Source organism: Kitasatospora cineracea (genome assembly GCF_003751605.1).
Taxonomy (GTDB): domain Bacteria; phylum Actinomycetota; class Actinomycetes; order Streptomycetales; family Streptomycetaceae; genus Kitasatospora; species Kitasatospora cineracea.
The window spans coordinates 1,621,445-1,643,395 of record NZ_RJVJ01000002.1; the positions used below are offsets into that span (position 1 = coordinate 1,621,445).

16 protein-coding genes, 2 rRNA genes and 1 pseudogene are annotated in these 21,951 nt (G+C 69.9%); 5 read left to right on the forward strand and 14 right to left on the reverse strand.

Annotated elements, in window-relative coordinates:
* Nucleotides 1-67 precede the first annotated feature (67 nt).
* From EDD39_RS33365 to EDD39_RS33385, 5 genes and pseudogenes are all read right to left on the reverse strand, one after another.
* Nucleotides 68-3,172 (reverse strand): 23S ribosomal RNA (locus tag EDD39_RS33365).
* 285 nt (nt 3,173-3,457) lie between these two features.
* Nucleotides 3,458-4,974, reverse strand: a 16S ribosomal RNA gene (locus tag EDD39_RS33370).
* The 16S and 23S rRNA genes sit together here, the layout of an rRNA operon.
* 404 nt (nt 4,975-5,378) lie before the next feature.
* A pseudogene (locus EDD39_RS33375) lies at nt 5,379-6,169 on the reverse strand (DUF3710 domain-containing protein).
* A 160-nt stretch (nt 6,170-6,329) separates the two neighbouring features.
* Complete coding sequence (dut, locus tag EDD39_RS33380) at nt 6,330-6,797, reverse strand: dUTP diphosphatase (protein WP_030907541.1); 468 nt, start codon at nt 6,795-6,797, stop codon at nt 6,330-6,332.
* On the reverse strand, nt 6,794-7,378 hold the full coding sequence (locus tag EDD39_RS33385) for a PaaI family thioesterase (RefSeq protein ID WP_123563160.1): 585 nt from the start codon (nt 7,376-7,378) through the stop codon (nt 6,794-6,796). The genes dut and EDD39_RS33385 overlap by 4 nt, the downstream gene beginning before the upstream one ends.
* A gap of 87 nt (nt 7,379-7,465) precedes the next feature.
* Between EDD39_RS33385 and EDD39_RS33390 the strand changes: the two genes are divergently transcribed.
* A complete protein-coding gene (locus EDD39_RS33390; RefSeq protein WP_123563162.1) occupies nt 7,466-7,945 on the forward strand; it encodes a DUF3093 domain-containing protein in 480 nt (159 codons plus the stop codon).
* 252 nt (nt 7,946-8,197) lie between these two features.
* Here EDD39_RS33390 and EDD39_RS33395 read toward each other — a convergent pair whose 3' ends face one another.
* From EDD39_RS33395 to EDD39_RS33410, 4 genes are all read right to left on the reverse strand, one after another.
* A complete protein-coding gene (locus EDD39_RS33395; protein WP_014138508.1) occupies nt 8,198-8,497 on the reverse strand; it encodes a DUF4193 domain-containing protein in 300 nt (99 codons plus the stop codon).
* 565 nt (nt 8,498-9,062) lie between these two features.
* Entirely contained in the window at nt 9,063-10,040 is a 978-nt protein-coding gene (locus EDD39_RS33400) for an acyl-ACP desaturase (RefSeq protein WP_123563164.1), read from the reverse strand.
* A gap of 199 nt (nt 10,041-10,239) precedes the next feature.
* Nucleotides 10,240-11,541, reverse strand: coding sequence for a sensor histidine kinase (locus EDD39_RS33405; protein WP_123563166.1), 1,302 nt, complete (start codon nt 11,539-11,541; stop codon nt 10,240-10,242).
* A 43-nt stretch (nt 11,542-11,584) separates the two neighbouring features.
* Nucleotides 11,585-12,238 (reverse strand): response regulator transcription factor, encoded by a 654-nt coding sequence (locus EDD39_RS33410; protein ID WP_030458051.1) that lies wholly within the window; start codon nt 12,236-12,238, stop codon nt 11,585-11,587.
* Between the two features lie 470 nt (nt 12,239-12,708).
* On the opposite strand from EDD39_RS33410, the gene EDD39_RS33415 reads away from it, so the two are divergent.
* Nucleotides 12,709-12,894: a hypothetical protein gene (locus EDD39_RS33415; protein ID WP_030458050.1), complete on the forward strand. Its 186-nt coding sequence runs from the start codon at nt 12,709-12,711 to the stop codon at nt 12,892-12,894.
* 97 nt (nt 12,895-12,991) lie between these two features.
* Here EDD39_RS33415 and EDD39_RS33420 read toward each other — a convergent pair whose 3' ends face one another.
* Nucleotides 12,992-13,792 carry an inositol monophosphatase family protein gene (locus EDD39_RS33420; protein ID WP_123563168.1) on the reverse strand — a complete coding sequence of 267 codons (801 nt, stop codon included), beginning with the start codon at nt 13,790-13,792 and terminating at the stop codon, nt 12,992-12,994.
* Nucleotides 13,793-13,817: 25 nt separating this feature from the next.
* Nucleotides 13,818-14,963, reverse strand: a complete 1,146-nt coding sequence (locus EDD39_RS33425) for a ferrochelatase (RefSeq protein WP_123563170.1) — start codon at nt 14,961-14,963, stop codon at nt 13,818-13,820.
* Between the two features lie 198 nt (nt 14,964-15,161).
* Here EDD39_RS33425 and EDD39_RS33430 point away from each other — a divergent pair, with 198 nt between their 5' ends.
* Together EDD39_RS33430 and EDD39_RS33435 are read left to right on the forward strand one after the other, a co-directional pair.
* Nucleotides 15,162-16,406: an MFS transporter gene (locus EDD39_RS33430; RefSeq protein ID WP_123563172.1), complete on the forward strand. Its 1,245-nt coding sequence runs from the start codon at nt 15,162-15,164 to the stop codon at nt 16,404-16,406.
* Nucleotides 16,407-16,521: 115 nt separating this feature from the next.
* Complete coding sequence (locus EDD39_RS33435; protein WP_123563174.1) at nt 16,522-17,823, forward strand: D-arabinono-1,4-lactone oxidase; 1,302 nt, start codon at nt 16,522-16,524, stop codon at nt 17,821-17,823.
* A gap of 12 nt (nt 17,824-17,835) precedes the next feature.
* Here EDD39_RS33435 and EDD39_RS33440 read toward each other — a convergent pair whose 3' ends face one another.
* Nucleotides 17,836-18,636 carry a hypothetical protein gene (locus EDD39_RS33440; protein WP_123563176.1) on the reverse strand — a complete coding sequence of 267 codons (801 nt, stop codon included), beginning with the start codon at nt 18,634-18,636 and terminating at the stop codon, nt 17,836-17,838.
* Between the two features lie 437 nt (nt 18,637-19,073).
* Here EDD39_RS33440 and sepH point away from each other — a divergent pair, with 437 nt between their 5' ends.
* A complete protein-coding gene (sepH, locus tag EDD39_RS33445) occupies nt 19,074-20,165 on the forward strand; it encodes a septation protein SepH (RefSeq protein ID WP_123563178.1) in 1,092 nt (363 codons plus the stop codon).
* Nucleotides 20,166-20,354: 189 nt separating this feature from the next.
* On the opposite strand, the gene EDD39_RS33450 is transcribed toward sepH, so the two are convergent.
* Together EDD39_RS33450 and EDD39_RS33455 are read right to left on the reverse strand one after the other, a co-directional pair.
* Nucleotides 20,355-21,179 (reverse strand): sulfurtransferase, encoded by an 825-nt coding sequence (locus EDD39_RS33450; protein WP_123563180.1) that lies wholly within the window; start codon nt 21,177-21,179, stop codon nt 20,355-20,357.
* An 81-nt stretch (nt 21,180-21,260) separates the two neighbouring features.
* A complete protein-coding gene (locus EDD39_RS33455) occupies nt 21,261-21,908 on the reverse strand; it encodes a thymidine kinase (RefSeq protein ID WP_030458042.1) in 648 nt (215 codons plus the stop codon).
* Nucleotides 21,909-21,951: the final 43 nt, after the last annotated feature.

A 21,951-nucleotide genomic window follows, 5' to 3' on the forward strand; every position in this document is an offset into this window, starting at 1 on the left:
TACCGCCCGGCCGGATCCCTCCGGCGGGGGTCGTTGTTTCAGAACAACACAGTGAACGCGAGCGTCTGAGGACAAGCCCTCGGCCTATTAGTACCGGTCAACTCCACCCCTCACAGGGCTTCCATATCCGGCCTATCAACCCAGTCGTCTACTGGGAGCCTTACCCTCTCAAGGAGGTGGGAGTGCTCATCTCGAAGCAGGCTTCCCGCTTAGATGCTTTCAGCGGTTATCCCTCCCGAACGTAGCCAACCAGCCATGCCCTTGGCAGGACAACTGGCACACCAGAGGTTCGTCCGTCCCGGTCCTCTCGTACTAGGGACAGCCCTTCTCAACACTCCTACGCGCACAGCGGATAGGGACCGAACTGTCTCACGACGTTCTAAACCCAGCTCGCGTACCGCTTTAATGGGCGAACAGCCCAACCCTTGGGACCTACTCCAGCCCCAGGATGCGACGAGCCGACATCGAGGTGCCAAACCATCCCGTCGATATGGACTCTTGGGGAAGATCAGCCTGTTATCCCCGGGGTACCTTTTATCCGTTGAGCGACGGCGCTTCCACAAGCCACCGCCGGATCACTAGTCCCTACTTTCGTACCTGCTCGACCCGTCAGTCTCACAGTCAAGCTCCCTTGTGCACTTACACTCAACACCTGATTGCCAACCAGGCTGAGGGAACCTTTGGGCGCCTCCGTTACCCTTTAGGAGGCAACCGCCCCAGTTAAACTACCCACCAGACACTGTCCCTGATCCGGATCACGGACCCAGGTTAGACATCCAGCACGACCAGAGTGGTATTTCAACGGCGACTCCACAACAACTGGCGTTGCTGCTTCACAGTCTCCCACCTATCCTACACAAGCCGAACCGAACACCAATATCAAGCTATAGTAAAGGTCCCGGGGTCTTTCCGTCCTGCTGCGCGAAACGAGCATCTTTACTCGTAATGCAATTTCACCGGGCCTGTGGTTGAGACAGTCGAGAAGTCGTTACGCCATTCGTGCAGGTCGGAACTTACCCGACAAGGAATTTCGCTACCTTAGGATGGTTATAGTTACCACCGCCGTTTACTGGCGCTTAAGTTCTCAGCTTCGCCCGACCGAAATCGGACTAACCGGTCCCCTTAACGTTCCAGCACCGGGCAGGCGTCAGTCCGTATACATCGCCTTACGGCTTCGCACGGACCTGTGTTTTTAGTAAACAGTCGCTTCTCGCTGGTCTCTGCGGCCACCACCAGCTCGGGGAGCAAGTCCCGTCACCAGCAATGGCCCCCCTTCTCCCGAAGTTACGGGGGCATTTTGCCGAGTTCCTTAACCACAGTTCACCCGAACGCCTCGGTATTCTCTACCTGACCACCTGAGTCGGTTTGGGGTACGGGCCGCCATGAAACTCGCTAGAGGCTTTTCTCGACAGCATAGGATCATCCACTTCACCACAATCGGCTCGGCATCAGGTCTCAGACACGTGTTGCGCGGATTTGCCTACGCAACGTCCTACACCCTTACCCCGGGACTACCACCGCCCGGGCTGGACTACCTTCCTGCGTCACCCCATCGCTCACCTACTACCCCGTTGGGTCACCGGCTCCACCACGTCCCTTTGTCCGAAGACTCCGGGCCGGCTTCACGGGCTTAGCATCAAGAGGTTCGACGTTGGCGCTTCAAAGCGGGTACGGGAATATCAACCCGTTGTCCATCGACTACGCCTGTCGGCCTCGCCTTAGGTCCCGACTTACCCTGGGCAGATCAGCTTGACCCAGGAACCCTTGGTCAATCGGCGCAAGAGTTTCCCACTCTTGTATCGCTACTCATGCCTGCATTCTCACTCGTGAACCGTCCACAACTCGATTCCTCGGCTGCTTCACCCGGCACACGACGCTCCCCTACCCATCACAGCCCCCGTTGGGGGTATTGCTGCAATGACACGACTTCGGTGGTGTGCTTGAGCCCCGCTACATTGTCGGCGCGGAATCACTTGACCAGTGAGCTATTACGCACTCTTTCAAGGGTGGCTGCTTCTAAGCCAACCTCCTGGTTGTCTCTGCGACTCCACATCCTTTCCCACTTAGCACACGCTTAGGGACCTTAGTCGGTGTTCTGGGCTGTTTCCCTCTCGACCATGGAGCTTATCCCCCACAGTCTCACTGCCGCGCTCTCACTTACCGGCATTCGGAGTTTGGCTAAGGTCAGTAACCCGGTAAGGCCCATCGCCTATCCAGTGCTCTACCTCCGGCAAGAAACACGCGACGCTGCACCTAAATGCATTTCGGGGAGAACCAGCTATCACGGAGTTTGATTGGCCTTTCACCCCTAACCACAGGTCATCCCCCAGGTTTTCAACCCTGGTGGGTTCGGTCCTCCACACGGTCTTACCCGCGCTTCAACCTGCCCATGGCTAGATCACTCCGCTTCGGGTCTTGGGCATGCAACTCGATCGCCCTATTCGGACTCGCTTTCGCTACGGCTACCCCACACGGGTTAACCTCGCTACACACCGCAAACTCGCAGGCTCATTCTTCAAAAGGCACGCAGTCACAGCCCGAAGGCTGCCCCCACGGCTTGTAGGCACACGGTTTCAGGTACTATTTCACTCCGCTCCCGCGGTACTTTTCACCATTCCCTCACGGTACTATCCGCTATCGGTCACCAGGGAATATTTAGGCTTAGCGGGTGGTCCCGCCAGATTCACACGGGATTTCTCGGGCCCCGTGCTACTTGGGAGAAGCTCAAGCGAGCCGTACAGATTTCGTCTACGGGGGTCTTACCCTCTACGCCGGACCTTTCGCATGTCCTTCGACTACCCATACGGTTTCTGACTCGCCCAGCCGCCGGCAGACGACTGAAGAACTTTCCCACAACCCCGTCGTGGCAACCCCTGCCGGGTCTCACACCACAACGGTTTGGCCTCATCCGGTTTCGCTCGCCACTACTCCCGGAATCACGGTTGTTTTCTCTTCCTGCGGGTACTGAGATGTTTCACTTCCCCGCGTTCCCTCCACGCACCCTATGTGTTCAGATGCGGGTGACAGCCCATGACGACTGCCGGGTTTCCCCATTCGGACACCCCCGGATCAAAGCTCGGTTGACAGCTCCCCGGGGCCTATCGCGGCCTCCCACGTCCTTCATCGGTTCCTGGTGCCAAGGCATCCACCGTGCGCCCTTAAAAACTTGGCCACAGATGCTCGCGTCCACTGTGCAGTTCTCAAACAACGACCAGACACCCAAACCCGACACCCCTGACAGGAGCGCCCGGCATGAGGCCGGCATCCATGAGAAAACGATCACTCGTTCCCTCAGGACCCAACAACGTGCCCGGCACAGTCACTCCCAGAGAACCGCTTTCCACGCCCCGAGGGGGCAGTACTGGCGACCTGTTCGCTTCCTGTGCCGAATAGTCAACGTTCCACCCATGAGCTAGCACTCCGGGACATTCGCCCGAAGCTGCCGTGTGCTCCTTAGAAAGGAGGTGATCCAGCCGCACCTTCCGGTACGGCTACCTTGTTACGACTTCGTCCCAATCGCTGGTCCCACCTTCGACGGCTCCTCCCCTTACGGGTTAGGCCACCGGCTTCGGGTGTTACCGACTTTCGTGACGTGACGGGCGGTGTGTACAAGGCCCGGGAACGTATTCACCGCAGCATGCTGATCTGCGATTACTAGCAACTCCAACTTCATGGGGTCGAGTTGCAGACCCCAATCCGAACTGAGACCGGCTTTTTGGGATTCGCTCCGCCTCGCGGCATCGCAGCCCTTTGTACCGGCCATTGTAGCACGTGTGCAGCCCAAGACATAAGGGGCATGATGATTTGACGTCGTCCCCACCTTCCTCCGAGTTGACCCCGGCAGTCTCCTGTGAGTCCCCGACATTACTCGCTGGCAACACAGAACAAGGGTTGCGCTCGTTGCGGGACTTAACCCAACATCTCACGACACGAGCTGACGACAACCATGCACCACCTGTACACCGACCACAAGGGGGCTGATATCTCTACCAGTTTCCGGTGTATGTCAAGCCTTGGTAAGGTTCTTCGCGTTGCGTCGAATTAAGCCACATGCTCCGCTGCTTGTGCGGGCCCCCGTCAATTCCTTTGAGTTTTAGCCTTGCGGCCGTACTCCCCAGGCGGGGAACTTAATGCGTTAGCTGCGGCACCGACGACGTGGAATGTCGCCAACACCTAGTTCCCAACGTTTACGGCGTGGACTACCAGGGTATCTAATCCTGTTCGCTCCCCACGCTTTCGCTCCTCAGCGTCAGTAATGGCCCAGAGATCCGCCTTCGCCACCGGTGTTCCTCCTGATATCTGCGCATTTCACCGCTACACCAGGAATTCCGATCTCCCCTACCACACTCCAGCCTGCCCGTATCGAATGCAGACCCGGGGTTGAGCCCCGGGCTTTCACATCCGACGCGACAGGCCGCCTACGAGCTCTTTACGCCCAATAATTCCGGACAACGCTCGCACCCTACGTATTACCGCGGCTGCTGGCACGTAGTTAGCCGGTGCTTCTTCTGCAGGTACCGTCACTTGCGCTTCTTCCCTGCTGAAAGAGGTTTACAACCCGAAGGCCGTCATCCCTCACGCGGCGTCGCTGCATCAGGCTTTCGCCCATTGTGCAATATTCCCCACTGCTGCCTCCCGTAGGAGTCTGGGCCGTGTCTCAGTCCCAGTGTGGCCGGTCGCCCTCTCAGGCCGGCTACCCGTCGTCGCCTTGGTGGGCCGTTACCCCACCAACAAGCTGATAGGCCGCGGGATCATCCTGAACCGCCGGAGCTTTCCACCGGCCCCCATGCGGGAGACGGTCGTATCCGGTATTAGACCTCGTTTCCAAGGCTTGTCCCAGAGTTCAGGGCAGATTCCCCACGTGTTACTCACCCGTTCGCCACTGATCCACCCCGAAGGGCTTCACCGTTCGACTTGCATGTGTTAAGCACGCCGCCAGCGTTCGTCCTGAGCCAGGATCAAACTCTCCGTGAATGCTTCCACGAAAGAGCGGCACAGCAACCACCGGAATAAGGCGGCCCCGTGCACTGCGTCCTCGCTAGTGTTTTACTTCAAAAGGAATCTCCAACCCCGACGAGACGTCGAGGCCGGGGATGTCAACATATCTGGCGTTGACTTTTGGCACGCTGTTGAGTTCTCAAGGAACGGACACTTCCTTCGACCGGCCTTCCGACCGTATCTCCGGGCGCTTCGTTCTTTCGTGTTCCCAGCTTATCAGAGGTTTTCGCCACCGTTTCATCGGTGTTTCCTCGAACTCGCTTTCGTTCGCCCCTCTCGGTGCGACTCCGGAACTGTACGGGGAGCGGCGGCCGCAAAGCAAATCCGCCCCCGGGCCGGGTGGCACGGGGGCGGAAGGGGACGCGGGGCGTCCGGAAAGGTCAGTGGACCTCGGTGATCTCGGGGCCGCGCGAGAAGGGGTCGATCGAGCCGCCGGCGTACGGGGACTCGGGCTCGACGGGGGCGGCGGCGCCGTCCGCGACCATCTGGGCGTCCTCGGGGAGCTTGAGGACGATCGGGTCGCGGGGGCCATCGGGGCCTCGCCGCGGACCACGACGGTCTGGCGGAAGACCTCTTCGAGGATGCCGGCCATCTCGGGCTGGACGGCCGCCTGGCCGGAGATCACGCCGCGGAGGAACCAGCGGGGGCCGTCGCAGCCGACGAAGCGGACCAGCTGGACGCCCTGGGTGCCGTCCGGGAGTTGGACGGGGACCTGGGCGCGGAGGTGCCAGCCGAGCGGGCCCTCCTCTTCCTCGACGGCGCCGCCCTGACCGGTGATGCCGGTGGCGATCTCCTCGCGGACCTCGCCCCAGATGCCCTCCGACTTGGGGGCGGCGAACGCCTGGAGCTGGACGGCGCTGTTGCCCAGGACGAGGGTGGCGGCGACGATCGCGTCACCGGCGACCTCGACCCGCAGCTCCATGCCCTCGACGCCAGGGATCAGCAGGCCCCCGAGGTCGACCCGGCCCTCTTCGGGCTTCTCCAACTCGGAGACGTCCCACGGCCCGTCCGGGCGCGGGGCCGGCGGGAGGCCGACCCGGTCGGCCGGGTCCGGTTCGGTGTCGTTCTCGCTCTCGACGGAACCCTCGACGTCATCGGCCGTCTCGTCGGCGCTGATGGCGTCCTCGGCGAGCTGCTCGACAGCGTCCTCGCTCTTGCGACGACGGAACACGGTCACTGTCCTTCCCGGTCCAAGACCGAATCCAAGACCGAACGCGAATATCTGCTACCTGCTACCCATCGGACCGGCCGAAAACCGCTGCAATCGCCGATCGCACCGCTTCCACCCGCTCGTCGTGCTTCGCTCGGTGGAACCGAGACCGCGGCGCATGCTAGACCGCGGCGTGGCCGCCGGTCGAGCCGAACCCGCCTTCGGCACGGACCGAACCCGGGAGTTCACCCACCTCGTGGAAGCGGGCCTTCTCGACCTGCTGGATGACCAGCTGGGCGATCCGGTCGCCGCGCTTGAAGCGGACGGGCTCCTTGGGGTCCAGGTTGACGACGATCACCTTGATCTCACCACGGTACCCGGCATCGACCGTCCCCGGGGCGTTCACCAGTGCAACTCCGCAACGGACCGCGAGCCCGGAACGCGGGTGCACGAACGCCGCGTAACCGTCCGGTAGCGCGATGGAGATGCCGGTGGGGAGCAGCACCCGTTCGCCGGGGGCGAGTTCGGCGTCGACGGTGGTGCGCAGGTCGGCTCCGGCGTCGCCGGGGTGCTCGTAGGCGGGGAGCGGGATCTCCGGGTCGAGCCGGCGGATCAGGATGTCGACGGGCGGGCGGACGGGGTCGGTCACGGGTTCACCTCGAAGGCTCGGGCGCGCTTGATCTGGTCGGGGTCGTCCAGGATCTTCTGCACGTCCTCCGGACGACCGTGCATGGTGAAGTGTTCCAGCTTCACCTGGATGAAGAGCGCCTGTGCCCGGATGGCGACCGGCCCGTCGGGGGCGCCGATCCGGCCCTCGGCGGCGCTGTAGACCTTGCGGCCGTGCACGCCGGTCACCCGGGCGTGGATGTGCAGCACCGAGTCGACGGGGACGGGGCGGACGAAGTCGGTCTCCAGGCGGCCGGTGACGGCGGGGGCGCCGAGCAGCCAGTTGAGCGTGCCGAGGGTCTCGTCCATGGCGCTGACCAGGACGCCGCCGTGGGCCAGGCCGGGGCCGCCCTGGTGGGCCGGTTTGACGGTGAACTGCGCGGTGACGTCGAGGTGTTGGCCGGCGACGGCGGTGAGCTGGAGGCCCTGGGGGTGGTGCGGGCCGCAGCCGAAGCACTCGTCGTAGTGGGAGCCGATGAGGGTTCCGGGTGCGGGGGCCAGCGGGGAGCGCTCGGGGAGGGCGGCGTCCGCGGGCGGGGTGGTGGGGGTGGTGGGTCCGTTCACGGCGCCGACCCTACCTGTCGGTAGGTTTCCGGGACAGGCGCGCCGACGGGGCCCCGGGGGGTCGGCGCGGTGTGCGGAGCGCCCACAATGGAGGGCATGTACGAGGAACGTCTCACCGTCCCGCGGTCCTGGTGGCTGCTGTCCGTGGCGCTCGGGCTGTCGCTCGCGCTGATCCTGCTCCGGTTCAGCGGCGTGGCCGCGCTGGTCGGGCTGGTGGTGGGGGTGGCCGCGGGGGCCGCGGCGCTGAGCAGTTACGGGTCGGCGCGGATCCGGGTGGTGCAGGGGTCGCTGGTGGCCGGGCAGGCCCGGGTCCCGGTGAGCGCGCTGGGCGCGGTCGAGGTGCTGAACCCGAAGGAGGCGGTGGCCTGGCGGTCGGTGAAGGCCGATCCGCGGGCGTTCATGCTGCTGCGCAGCTACGTGCCGACGGCGCTGAAGGTCGAGGTGACAGATCCGGCGGACCCGACCCCGTACCTGTACCTGTCGACCCGGTCGCCGCAGAAGCTGGCGGACGCGCTGGCCGGGGCGGCTGGGCGGGGCGCCGAGCGGGGCGCGGCGCGGGAGCGCTGAGGGCGCCGGCGGAACGTACGGCGCCGCGCGGCGCCGGCAGGCGAAAGGGACGGTCCCACCCGGAGGTGGGGCCGTCCCTTTCGGTCTGTCTGCGAGCCCTGCGGGGGCAGGAGCGCGGCTCGCGCTCTGCCGGGTGCGACCGCTCGGGACGGTCGCTGCTTCTGCCTCCGGCCCTGCTGCTCAGGGCCGGACGGGGCGGCGTACCGGGCCGGCGGAGGGGTCTCGCCCGCCCGGGCCAGTGCCGCTCCGTTTTCAGGCGCCGCAGTCCCGGCAGATCGGCTGGCCGTTCTTCTCGCTGTAGAGCTGGCTCCGGTGGTGCACCAGGAAGCAGCTCATGCAGGTGAACTCGTCGGCCTGTCGGGGAAGCACTCGGACCGAGAGCTCCTCGTTCGAGAGGTCGGCGCCCGGAAGCTCCAGCCCCTCGTTGGCGTCGTACTCGTCGACGTCGACCGAGCTGGACGCCTTCTCGTTCCGGCGGGCCTTGAGTTCCTCGATGCTGTCCTCGTTGAGGTCGTCATCGGTCTTGCGTGGGGTGTCGTAGTCCGTTGCCATAGTTTTCGCTCTCCCCCTTTGGGTGTGTGCGGGTATCTCCAGCGCACGTAACGCCTGGGGGGCCGGTCTTGTGCCCGACCCGAGGCCGAGATTGTGCCTTACTTCAAGCCCCGTTACTCAATCGACATCCGGACAGGGGCCCGTTGGGGTGATCGAACGAGGTCCGAACACCGTCCACCGTACGGGTGAAGCGGTTCGGACCGGAACTTTCCGATCATCACGGTAGGTGATCATCCGGGAGCACCGGGGGTGGCAACTCGGCGGCGGTGAAAGGTTCTTGGCGTCCGGACGGGGCGCCGTCGGCCGGATCGGACGACTACCCAGTGCGACCGGCCCACCCGAACGAGTGATCACACCATCGAGGGATCCGGGTACGCCTTCCGGACAGGTGTGAGGTTCGTCACATCGGGCGCGACAGCGGGCGTTTGCCGCCAAAGCGGGCCTTTCGTCCGGAGCGCGCGCGACCGGTTTGTCCGCATACCGACCGGTGCGTCACGCTCCGGCCGGAGAGTCGCCGGACGACCGCTGGGCCGGCCCGCGGAGGGCCGGCCCGGGGCGGTGGCGGTCAGGCCCGGGCGGCGGCCGCGGCGGCGCGGCGGGCCAGCAGGGCGGCCTGGCGCTCGTCGAAGCGGGTCGCCTGGGTGTCCAGACCGGCCAGGAAGGCCCCCAGCTCGTCCTGGGCGTGCTGGCCGACCGGGCCGAGGCCGGAGACCTCCATGACCTTCAGGTGGCGCAGCACGGGCTGCAGCACGTCGTCGTGGTGGATCCGCAGGTTGTAGATGCCGCCGATGGCGATCTGGGCGGCCGAGCGCTCGAAGCCGGGCATGCCGTGGCCGGGCATCCGGAAGTTGATCACCACGTCGGCGATGGCGCGCATGGCCTGGTCGGGAGCGAGCTCAAGGGCGGCCTTGAGCAGGTTCCGGTAGAAGACCATGTGCAGGTTCTCGTCGTTGGCGATCTTGGCCAGCAGCTGGTCGCAGAGCGGGTCGCCGGAGTGGTGGCCGGTGTTGCGGTGGGCGATCCGGGTGGCCAGCTCCTGGAAGGCGACGTAGGCGACGGACTGCAGCATGCTGTGCGCGTTGTCGGACTCGAAGCCCTCGGACATGTGCGCCATCCGGGCCCGCTCCAGCTCGACCGGGTCGACGGCGCGGGTGGCCAGCAGGTAGTCGCGGATCGCTATCCCGTGCCGTCCCTCCTCGGCGGTCCAGCGGTGCACCCAGGCGCCCCAGGCGCCCTCGCGGCCGAACATGCTGGCGATCTCGTGGTGGTAGCTCGGGAGGTTGTCCTCGGTGAGCAGGTTGACCACCAGCGAGATCCGGCCCAGCGGGGTGACCTTGGACTGCTCCAGCGACCACGCCTCGCCCCCGAGCACGCCGTCGAAGTCCCGCCCCTGGCTCCACGGCACGAACTCGTGCGGCATCCACTCCTTGGCCACCTTGAGGTGGCGGTTGAGCTCGGTCTCAACGACCTCCTCGAGCGCGAGGATCAGCCTGGCGTCGGTCCAGGCGGTCGTGGCGGTTCGCTGCACGGGGGCGATGGTCACGGCGTTGCTCCTGCGGATGGGGCGGGCTGACCTACGGCTGCGTAGGTTACGACACCGTAAGTTGTTGCGGCCGCAAATGACAAGCCGCCCCTGTCCAGCGCTTATGTCGTTCCGACACGGCTGGGCGGGGGCGGCTGGAGGAGCGCCGCGGGCCGGAGCGCCTGAAGGGGCCGGTGCGGCCCCGGGGGCGTCCGGAGGGCTAAGGGATGCGGACCTGGATCCGCAGGCCGCCTCCGGGGCGGGCAGTGACCTCGATGGTGCCTCCGTGGGCGCGCACCACCGAGCGGACGATGGACAGGCCGAGCCCGACGCCCTTGTCGCTGCGGGTGCGGTCGGTGCCCCTGAGGCGGCGGAACGGCTCGAAGATGTGCTCCAGCTCGTAGCCGGGGACGACCGGGCCGGTGTTGCTGACCACCAGCTCGCCGCCCCCGCCGCGGACGGGCGAGGTGGCGATCTCGACCCAGCCGCCGGGGCTGTTGTAGCGGGTGCCGTTCTGCAGCAGGTTGAGCGCGATCCGCTCCAGCAGCACGCCGTTGCCGTGCGCGGGGGCGGGCGCCAGCTGGGCGCGCAGTTCGACCTCGCGGTTGGCGGCCTCGGCCCGGGTCTGCTCCATGGCGCGCTGGGCGACCTCGGCGAGGTCGACCGGGCGGCGCTCGGTGAGCTCGTTCTCGCTGCGGGCCAGCAGCAGCAGGCCCTCGACCAGCTGCTCGCTGCGCTCGTTGGTGGCCAGCAGGGTCTTGCCGAGCTGCTGCAGGTCGGGCGAGGCCTCCGGGTCGGCCAGCTGGACCTCCAGCAGGGTGCGGTTGATCGCCAGCGGGGTGCGTAGCTCGTGCGAGGCGTTGGCGACGAAGCGGCGCTGCGAGTCGAAGGCGCGGTCGAGCCGCTCGAGCATCTCGTCGAAGGTGTCGGCGAGCTCCTTGAGCTCGTCGTCCGGGCCGTCCAGGTCGATCCGGCGGTGCAGGTCGCTGCCGGCCACCTCGCGGGCGGTGCGGGTGATCCGGCCGAGCGGGTGGAGCACCCGGCCGGCCATCGCGTAGCCGACCGCGAAGGCGATCACGGCCAGGAAGACCAGCGCGGTCAGGGCGCGGCGCAGCAGGGTGGACAGCGCCTGGCTGCTGTTGGCCTCCTGGATGCCGCTCATCACCCGGTCCAGGGTGGCCTGGTCGGTGATCTCCTGGCCGTTCAGGGTGACCGAGACCCGGGGGCCGAGGGTGAGGTGCGGCAGCTGGGCCTGGTCGAAGGCGGAGCGGACGAAGTAGTACATCAGCAGCAGCAGCACCACGCCGGCCATCAGGAACATCCCGCCGTACAGCAGGGTGAGCCGGATCCGGATGGTGGGGCGCAGGGACAGCCAGGCGAACAGGCCGTCACCGGGGTGGTACGTGTCGTCGGCGCGGTCGCGGTCGGGGCGGCCCGGGGGGTGCGCCGGTCGTGGGGGCACCTGGTGCGGGCCCGGGGCGGGCGTGCCGGGGGCCCCGCCGGGGAGTGGCGGGGTGGTCATGGCCGGAGGTCCTCTCAGACGGTGGGCGGTTCGGGGGTGCGGGTCACACCCGGTAGCCGGAGCCGGGCACGGTGACGATCACCGGCGGGTCCCCGAGCTTGCGGCGCAGGGTCATCACGGTGACCCGGACCACGTTGGTGAACGGGTCGGTGTGCTCGTCCCAGGCCTTCTCCAGCAGCTGCTCGGCGGAGACCACGGCGCCGCCGGCCCGCATCAGGACCTCCAGGACGGCGAACTCCTTGGGGGCGAGCTGGACGGGCTTGCCGTCCCGGATGACCTCGCGGCGGCCGGGGTCGAGGCTGATCCCGGCGCGCTCCAGCACGGGGGGCAGCGGGACGGTGGCGCGGCGGCCCAGCGCCCTTACCCGGGCGACGAGTTCGCTGAAGGCGAACGGCTTGGGGAGGTAGTCGTCGGCGCCGATCTCCAGCCCCTCGACCCGGTCGCTGATGTCGCCGGAGGCGGTGAGCATGATCACCCGGGTGGCCAGGCCCTGTTCGACCACCCGGCGGCAGACGTCGTCGCCGTGGACCAGCGGGAGGTCCCGGTCGAGCACCACCACGTCGTAGTCGTTCACGGCGATCCGCTGCAGCGCGGCCTCCCCGTCGTAGACGACGTCGACCGCCATGGCCTCCCGGCGCAGGCCGGTGGCGACGGCCTCGGCGAGCAGCTGCTCGTCCTCGACGACGAGTACCCGCACGGTGGTTGTCCCTTCTGCTGGAGCGGCCCTGGCCGTGCCTGCCCGTGCGGGCCGTGGTGCGCCGGGCGCGGATCCGGACAGACGGATCCGACGGTGCCTCCATCCTGCCTGGTCGCGCGGTAAAGCAGTCGTAAGTCCGGTGCGCCGTCCGCGAAAACGGAGCGGTGCGGACACGTTTGGACTGTGACTCGGGCAACTTTCCGAGGAGTTGGAGGTTTCCCCGGCCGAGGGGTGGGGAGGACACGTGCACACCGTGATGCCGTCCCGTGGCGCGTCACGGCCACCACCACCCGCCGAGTGCCCCATCCGCACCGGCCTGGGACGGAAAGCCACCGGGTCGCGGCCGCCGCGCCGCCCGAGCGCCCGACCGGAACCTGCGTCCGGTCAACGGTGCCCGCCCAGGGTTTGCCCGGTTCCCGTGCCGGGGGGCTGCTCGGGCCGCGCCCGTCGACACAGCAAAGGGGGCCCGTATGGACGCCTTCACCGCCGGAATCCTTCAGCGGATCAAGAACGCCGAGCAGGATCTGCACCGCGCGATCGAGTCCGGGGACGAGTTCCTGGCCGAGGTCGAGCAGTCCGAGCTGGAGGACCTCCAGCGCCTCGCCACCGAACACGGAGTGGACCCGGTCCTCGGCACGCACCGCTCCGCCGCCTGACCGCTCCCCTTCTTCTTCTCCTCCCGTACGGCGAGAGCCCCGGCCCGGTTCCCCGGGCCGGGGCTCTCTGCTGTCCGCGGGACGCGGGATGCGGGGATCAGTCGTGCCAGGCGCCGAGCGCCTCCAGCCGGGCCTGCAGCGGTTCGAACAGGCCGGGCGGGGCGGCGACCGTGAGCTCGCCGTCGGCGGGCAGGCCGGGGCGGGAGCCGGTGAGCGCGCCCGCCTCGCGGGCGATCAGCAGGCCGGCGGCGCGGTCCCAGGGAGCCAGGCCGCGCTCGTAGTAGCCGTCGAACCGGCCGGCCGCCAGGTCGCACAGGTCGACGGCGGCCGCCCCGCCCCGGCGGACGTCGCGCACCTCGCCCATCAGCGCGTGCAGCACCTCGGCCTGGTGCACCCGCCGCTCGCGCAGGTAGCCGAAGCCGGTCGCCACCAGCGCCTGCCCCCAGGCCGGGGCCGGGCGGACGGCGAGCGGGCGGCCGTCCAGCGTCGCGCCGCCGCCGCGCACGGCCTGGAACAGCTCGCCGCGGGCGGGCACGAAGACCACGCCCACCACCGCCTCGCCGTCCAGTTCGGCGGCCACGCTGACCGCCCAGGAGGGCAGCCCGTACAGGTAGTTGACGGTGCCGTCGAGCGGGTCGACCACCCAGCGGACCCCGCTGGTGCCGGGGTGGTCGGCGCCCTCCTCGCCGAGGTAGCCGTCGTCCGGGCGGCGGGCGGAGATCAGCTCCAGCACCAGCTTCTCGGAGGCCAGGTCCATCTCGGTCACCACGTCCACCGGGCTGCTCTTGGTGGCGGCCACCCCGAGGTCCGCGGGGCGGCCGTCGCGCAGCAGGGCGCCGGCCCGGGTGGCGGCCTCGACGGCGGTGGCGAGCAGGTCCTGCAGCAGGTCGTCGGTCACGGGTCCGGTCCTCGTGCTCTCGGGGTCAGGCTTCTTGGGCGGCAGCGGGGCGGGGGGCGCGCGGGTTGGGGCAGCAGGCGGTGGCGCACAGGTCGTGGCTGGGGCCGAGGGCGCCCAGCGCGCACCGGGTGACCGGTTCGCCGCGCTGCGCGGCGGCCCGCTCCAGCACCAGGTCCCGGACGGCGGCGGCGAACCGCGGGTCGGCGCCGACGGTGGCGGCCCGGGCGACCGGCAGGCCGAGTTCGGCGGCCTTGGCCACCGCCTCGGTGTCCAGGTCGTACTTGACCTCCATGTGGTCGGAGACGAAGCCGATCGGCACCATCACCACGGCCTCGGCGCCCTCCGCGTGCTGCGCCTCCAGGTGGTCGCAGATGTCGGGCTCCAGCCACGGGATGTGCGGGGCGCCGGAGCGGCTCTGGTAGACCAGCTGCCAGGGCCGGTCGGCGACGCCGGTGCGCTCGGCGACCGCGGCGGCGATCAGCCGGGCGACGTCCAGGTGCTGGGCGACGTAGGCGCCGCCGGGGGTGCCGCGGGCCGGGTCGTCGGGGGCGCCGGAGGTCTCGGCCATCGCGGTCGGGATCGAGTGCGTGGTGAACGCCAGCCGGGCGCCGTCGCGGGCCCCGGCCGGGAGTGCGGCGAGCGCGGCGAGGGTGGCGTCGGTCATCGGCCCGACGAAGCCGGGGTGGTTGTAGAAGTGCCGCAGCTTGTCCACGGTCAGCTCGGGGCGCCCCTCGGCGGCCAGCCGGGCCAGCGCGTCGGCCAGGTTCTCCCGGTACTGCCGGCAGCCCGAGTACCCGGCGTAGGCGCTGGTGGCGAGCACCAGCACCCGGCGGTGCCCGTCGTCGGCGATCTCCCGCAGGGCGTCGACCAGGTACGGGGCCCAGTTCCGGTTGCCCCAGTACACCGGCAGGTCCAGGCCGTGGTCGGCGAAGTCCTTGCGCAGCGCGGCCAGCAGCTCCCGGTTCTGCTCGTTGATCGGGCTGACGCCGCCGAACAGGAAGTAGTGCTTGCCGACCTCGGCCAGCCGCTCCTTGGGGATGCCGCGGCCCCGGGTGACGTTCTCCAGGAAGGGCACCACGTCCTCGGGGCCCTCCGGCCCCCCGAAGGACAGCAGCAGCAGCGCGTCGTACGGCGCGGGTTCGGCGGGGCGGGGGGTGCGCGTGTCGGACATGGCTCCGATCCTGCCACCCGGAACGGACCGGCCGGTGCACGGGCGGCGGCGGGGCGGTGTCCGGGATGTCCGCGAACAACCCGGATGCGGACGTTCGCCCACGCTTCGTAAGCTGTCCGGGCGATGGTCGCACATTACCGATGGTTGCGTCCCCCACCCATCAGCTTCCCGATCCGACCTCCGACGGAGCCACCCCCCGTGCTGTCCAGCTACCGCCAGATATTCGCCGCCCCCGGTTCCCTGGCCTTCTCCTCCACCGGGCTGATCGCCCGGCTGCCGATCTCCATGACCGGGATCGGCATCGTCACCATGCTCGGCCGGATCAAGGACTCCTACTGGCTGGGCAGCCTGCTCTCCGCCGTCCTCGCGGTCTCCGCCGCGGTGCTCGGCCCGCGCATCTCCCGCCTGGTCGACCGCCACGGCCAGCGCCGGGTCGCGCTCCCCGCCACCGGCGTCACCGTGCTGGCCGCCGCCGGGCTGCTGCTCGGCGCGCACTACGGCTTCCCGGACTGGACGCTGTTCGTCTTCGCCGCCGGCATGGGCACCATGCCCAGCACCGGCTCGATGGTCCGCGCCCGCTGGGCCCACCTCTACCGGGACGCGCCGCCCAAGCTGCACACCGCGTACTCCTTCGAGGCCGTCGCGGACGAGGTCTGCTTCATCATCGGCCCGATCCTGGCCGCCACCCTGGCCACCTCGCTCTTCCCCGAGTCCGGCCTGTTGCTGGCCGGGGTCTTCCTGGTGGTCGGCGTCCTGCTGTTCACCGCCCAGCGCCGCACCGAGCCCCCGGCCCACCCCGTCGAGCACCGCGGCGGCAGCCCGGTCGTCCGGGACAAGGGCATCCAGACCCTGATCCTGACGCTGGCCGCGGTCGGCGGCGTCTTCGGCTCGGTCGAGGTGGTCACCGTGGCCTTCGCCCGCGCCCAGGGGCACCCGGCCGCGTCCGGCGGCGTGCTGGCCGTGTACGCGCTCGGCTCCTGCCTGGCCGGGGCGGTCTTCGGCGCGCTGAAGTTCACCACCCCGCTGGACCGCCGCTTCCTGCTCGGCGTCGGCGTGATGGCCGCCGGGATGGCGCCGCTGATCCTCGCCGCCCAGCTGCTGCACGGCACCGCCGCGCTGGTCGGGGTCGGCGCCGCGCTCTTCCTCTCCGGCCTGGCCATCTCCCCCACCCTGATCACCTCGATGGCGCTGGTGGAACGGCTCGTCCCGGCCGCGCAGCTCACCGAGGGCATGACCTGGACCACCACCGGCCTGGCCCTCGGCGTGGCCGTCGGCTCCTCCGCGGCCGGCATCGTCGTCGACGCCGGGGGCAGCGCCAACGGCTACTGGGTGCCGGTGGCCTCCGCCGCGCTCTCCGCGGTCGCCGCCTACACCGGCCTGCCCCGGCTGCGCCGCCGGCTCGCCGCGGCGCGGCCGGCCGCGGCGGAGGCGGTGCACTCCTGAGCCGGCCGGAGCTCCCCGCCCCGAACCGTAGACCTGCGCGATCCTGGTGACTACGCTCCCCGTACCCACCGGTAGAACCGGAAGGTAGGACACGCGCGAGCGGGAGGCTCTGGAGATGACCGAGGTCTGGCGGAACTGGGCGGGGAACCAGAGCGCGCGGCCCGCGCAGGTCGTGGCGCCGGGCTCGGTCGAGGAGCTCTCCGCGGCGGTGGTCGCGGCCGGGGAGGCCGGCCTACCGGTGAAGGCGGTCGGGGCGGGGCACTCGTTCACCGCGATAGCCGCCGCCGGGGACGCGGTGCTGGTCCGCCCGGACCGCCTGACCGCCGTCCGGAAGCTCGACCGCGAGGCCGGGACGGTCACCGTCGAGTCGGGCCTGCCGCTGCACCGGCTGAACCGCCTGCTCGCGGCGGCCGGCCTCTCGCTGACGAACATGGGCGACATCGAGGTGCAGACGGTCGCGGGCGCGACCAGCACCGGCACCCACGGCACCGGCCGGGACTCCGGCTCGCTGGCCGCGCAGATCGAGGAGGTCGAGATCGTCCTGGCCGACGGCTCGGTGCGGACCTGCTCGGCGACCGAGGACGCCGAGCTGTTCCAGGGCGCCCGGCTGGGCCTGGGCGCGCTGGGCGTGGTGAGCGCGCTGACCTTCGCGGTGGAGCCGATGTTCCTGCTCTCCGCGCACGAGAAGCCGATGGGCTTCGACGAGGTGCTGGACTCCTTCGACGACCTGACCGCGGTGAACGAGCACTTCGAGTTCTACTGGTTCCCGCACACCGACCGCTGCTCGACCAAGCGCAACAACCGCAGCCAGGGCCCGGCCGCACCACTGCCGAGGTTCAAGGCCTGGCTGGACGACGACTTCCTCTCCAACACGGTCTGGGAGGGCGCCTGCCGGGTGGGCCGCGCCTTCCCCGGGGCGATCCCGACCATCGCCCAGGTCGCCAGCCGGGCCTGGTCCGAGCGCCGGTTCACCGACCAGGCGTACAAGGTCTACACCAGCCCGCGCAAGGTGCGCTTCATCGAGATGGAGTACGCGGTGCCGCGCGAGGCGGCCACCGGGGTGCTGCGCGAACTGAGGGCGCTGGTGGAGCGCTCCGACTGGCGGATCAGCTTCCCGGTGGAGGTGCGGGTGGCCCCGGCGGACGACCTGTGGCTGTCCACCGCGAACGGGCGGGACAGCGTCTACATCGCCGTCCACCTGTACCGGGGCACCCGCGAACTCTCCTACTTCACCGAGGTGGAGAAGCTGATGACCGCCCACCAGGGGCGCCCGCACTGGGGCAAGCTGCACACCCGGGACGCCGAGTACCTGGCCTCCGTCTACCCGCACTTCGGCGACTTCACGGCGCTGCGCGACAAGGTCGACCCGGAGCGCCGGTTCGCCAACGCCTACCTGCGCCGGGTGCTCGGCGCCTGACCTCCCGCCGCCTCAGCCGGTGCCGGTCGGCGCGGCCGTCCCGGGCAACTCGCCCTGGCCGGCGGCCGGTTCCCCGGCCGGCGCGGTGGCCCGGTCGGTCGGGGCCGCGCCGGAGGGCGCGGCGCTCGGCGAGGGCTGCGCGGACGCCGACCCGGACGCCGCACCCGACGGGGTCGCCGACGGCCCGGCCGAACCGCCCGGCGTCGCCGACGGGGTGGCGGAGGAGCGGCCGGAGGGCAGGTCGGACGGCCCGGCGGACGGGGTGCCCGCGGGGGCCTGCGGCTGCCGGTCGCCGGACGGCCGCGAGGGGTTGAACGAGGTGCCGCCGCCGTCCTGCCCGGTGGTGATGTCGTGCATCGGCTTCCCGGCCGCAAGTTCCACCGCGACGATCGGCACCATGGCGAGCACGAACACCAGCCCGGAGACCGCCGCGTACGACTTCCACGTCCAGCGGCGTTTCGCGCGCAGCAGCCGGGGGGCGTTCCAGTCCTGGCTGATTCCGTTCGGCGGGGCGGGTGCGGGGTGCACCGCGGGGGCGGATTCGGTACCGCGTTCCACCGCGTTGCGCAGTTGTTCCCCGGTGCGTTTGAACAGGTGCTGGAAGAGCGCGCTTCCGACGGTCGCCCCCACCGAGACGACGGCCGCACCGAGTATCGTTCCGTACACTCCGAGTTCCGAGGCGAGTACTGCGCCGACCACCGCCGCCAAGGCGCTCGCCGCCACCTGAGCGGCCGTCAGGTCGAGCCGTCTGCGCTCGGCCTTCTCCTCCGCGGCGGCCGGTCCGTGCGCGAACTGCTGGCTCTGCTGCGGCATCCCTGCCCCTCGGTCGATGTGTCGGAATTTCGAACAAGCCTCTCCATCTTGCCCAAAGAAGGACACAAGGGTCGAAAATCCGGTTCTCTCCGGTCGATATATGTGAAGATGATCACCGTTCGTCGATCACCGGCGGGTCAATGGGGTGCCCACTCCGGAGATTCCGGTGATTCGCGGGAGACTTGAGCGGCGAGCCGCCCCTCCGGATGCCACGAATGGAGTACTGTTCGTGGAGCCTGAGCCTTCGGACTCGTTGTCGACGACCCGTCGGACGACGGACCGGGCGCCCGGGTGCGATGTCGACCGTCGACGTGGCAAACAGGCAACCGTGCCACAGCGGCGCGCCCGGGTGAAAGCCCGACACGCCGGGTAACTCTGCAAGGTTGTGGCCACTCGCCAACGGGCAGGCCACACTCAGTACGGGAGCAGCGACGCAGGTGACGTCGGCAGGCACCACCCGGGAGGTAACCGTGCCCGAACTGCGCGTCGTGGCCGTCAGCAACGACGGCACACGGCTGGTGCTCAAGGCTGCCGACAGCACGGAGTACACCCTGCCGATCGACGAGCGGCTGCGCGCCGCCGTCCGGGGTGACCGGCCGCGGCTCGGCCAGATCGAGATCGAGGTGGAGAGCCACCTCCGCCCCCGTGACATCCAGGCCCGGATACGAGCCGGTGCCTCCGCTGAGGAGGTCGCCCAGGCCGCCGGCATCTCGGTGGAACGCGTCCGCCGCTTCGAGGGCCCGGTGCTCGCCGAGCGCGCCTTCATGGCCGAGCGGGCCCGCAAGACGGCGATCCGCCGGCACGGCGAGTCCACCGGCCCGCAGCTCGGCGAGGCCGTCGCCGAGCGCCTCGCGCTGCGCGGCGCCGAGAAGGACACCGAGCGCTGGGACTCCTGGCGCCGCGACGACGGCACCTGGGAGGTCGTCCTCTGGTACCGCGCCGAGGGCGAGCACCGGCGGGCCGCCTGGTCCTACGACCCGCCGCGGCGGCTGGTCCAGCCCAACGACGACGAGGCCCGCGCGCTGATCGGCGAGAACGTCGAGCGCGAGGAGGACTCGGTCTTCCCGTTCATCCCGCGGATCGCCCGGCTGCCGCACGACCGCCCGGCCCGCCCGATGATCGAGCGGCCCTCCGCCGACCGCATCATGCAGGTCCGCGAGGCCCGCGAGGCGGCGGCCTCCGCCGCCACCGCGGCCGCGCCCGAACGGGACTCCCTCACCAGCCTGTTGGACGTGGTGCCGTCCTACCGCGGCGACCTCACCCCGGTCGTCGGCCCGAGCGTGGAGACCACGGTCGCCGAGGAGCCCGAGGAGGTCGTCGAGGAGACGGCGGCCCCTGCCGCCAGCGTCGGCGCGGGCTCCGCGTACGCGGACATCCTGATGCCGCGCTCGGTCGCCCCGCACCGGGACCGCCTGGTCGGCACCACCGACCGCCAGGCCGAGGCCGACGGCGTCCGGCCGGGCCGCCGGGCGACGGTGCCGAGCTGGGACGAGATCGTCTTCGGCTCGCGCCGCAAGAAGCCCGAGTAGGCAACCGGGCTTCGGGAGAGGCGTTCTCAGGGGCTCGGGGAACGGCGGGCCCGGGTCTGCTGACGGCTCACCGCCGTTGCGCGCGTCTGTTGCCGGTTCTCCTGAAGGCCCGCAGCAGCACGGACCTCCGACGGGCTCCGGCCGTCAGCAGCACGGACCCGCCACCCCCGAGCCCCCGTCGGGTCTCCCCTACTCCACCGGGTTGGCCGGGTTCGCGGACCACTCGCTCCAGGAGCCCGGGTAGAGGGCGACGCCGTCGTGGCCGGCCAGCGCGAGGGCGAGCAGCTGGTGGGCGGCGGTGACGCCGGAGCCGCAGTAGACGGCGGTGCGGGCCGGGTCGGTGAGGTCGAGGGCGGCGAACCGCCCGGCCAGCGCGGCCGGGGCGAGGAAGCGGCCGTCGGGGCCGAGGTTCTCGGTGGTGGGGGCGGAGACCGCGCCGGGGATGTGCCCGGCCCGCGGGTCGACGGGCTCGGTCTCGCCGCGGTAGCGCTCGCCGGCCCGGGCGTCGAGCAGCAGGCCGGTGCGGGCGAGCGCGGCGGCGCCGGCCGCGTCGACGGTGGGGAGGTGGCCGGGGTCGGCCTTGAAGTCGCCGTCGCCGGGGGGCGGGGTGTCGGTGCTGAGCGGGTGCCCGGCGGCGGTCCAGGCGGCGAGGCCGCCGTCCAGGACCCGGACGTCGCCGTGGCCGGCCCAGCGCAGCAGCCACCAGGCGCGGGCGGCGGAGAGCGCGGGCCCGGCGTCGTAGGCGACGACGGGGCGCTCGGCGCCGACGCCGGCCCGGCGCAGGGCGGCGGCGAGGCGGTCCGGGTCGGGCAGCGGGTGGCGGCCGGCCGGGCCGGGCGGGTCGGCGAGTTCGCGGTCCAGGTCGACGTAGTGCGCGCCGGGCAGGTGGCCCGCGGCGTACTCCTCGGCGCCGGGCGGGCCGCCGAGCGCCCAGCGGACGTCGAGCAGGACGGGGGGCCGGTCGGAGCCGAGCGCGGTGGCGAGTTCGGCGACGCTGATCAGGGGCGAGGTCATGCCGCCATTGTGGCGCGCGGACGCGGCGCGCGGGGCGGGCCGGACGATCCCGTCACCCGGGGAAACGTTCCTGACGGGTGGTCAGCCCTCGAAGGGGAGCACGTCCGGGGAGAGGACCGCGGCCCGGGCGGTGGCGGCGGTGAGCCGGCGGCGGTGGTGGCGGCGGCAGAGCACCTCGTAGCCGATCTCGTCCTCGTTGACGGCGACGTCCCCGACCACCACCTGGGCGCCCTCGACGACCATGACGCCGCCGACGGTGCGGGCGTTGTGGGTGGCCCGGGCGCCGCACCAGCAGAGCGCCTCGACCTGGAGGACCTCGACCCGGTCGGCGAGCTCGATCAGCCGCTGGGAGCCGGGGAACAGCTTGGTGCGGAAGTCGGTGGTGATCCCGAAGGTGAACACGTCGATGCCCAACTCGTCGACGATCCGCGCGAGTTGGTCGATCTGCCCGGCGGAGAAGAACTGCGCCTCGTCGCAGATCAGGTAGTCGACCTTGCCGCCGGCCGAGAGCAGGTGGACGACGTACGCCTGGAAGTCGAAGACGTCGCCGACCTCGACGGCGTCGGCGCGCAGGCCGAGGCGGCTGGAGATGGTGGCGGCGCCGGCCCGGTCGTGGCGGGTGAAGATGATGCCCTGGCGGCCGCGGGCGGCGTGGTTGTGGTCCATCTGGAGGGCCAGCGTCGACTTGCCGCAGTCCATCGTGCCCGAGAAGAACACCAATTCAGCCATGGCGGAGCGTCAGCCTTTCGGGCGAGGGAGTCAACGGGCGGGC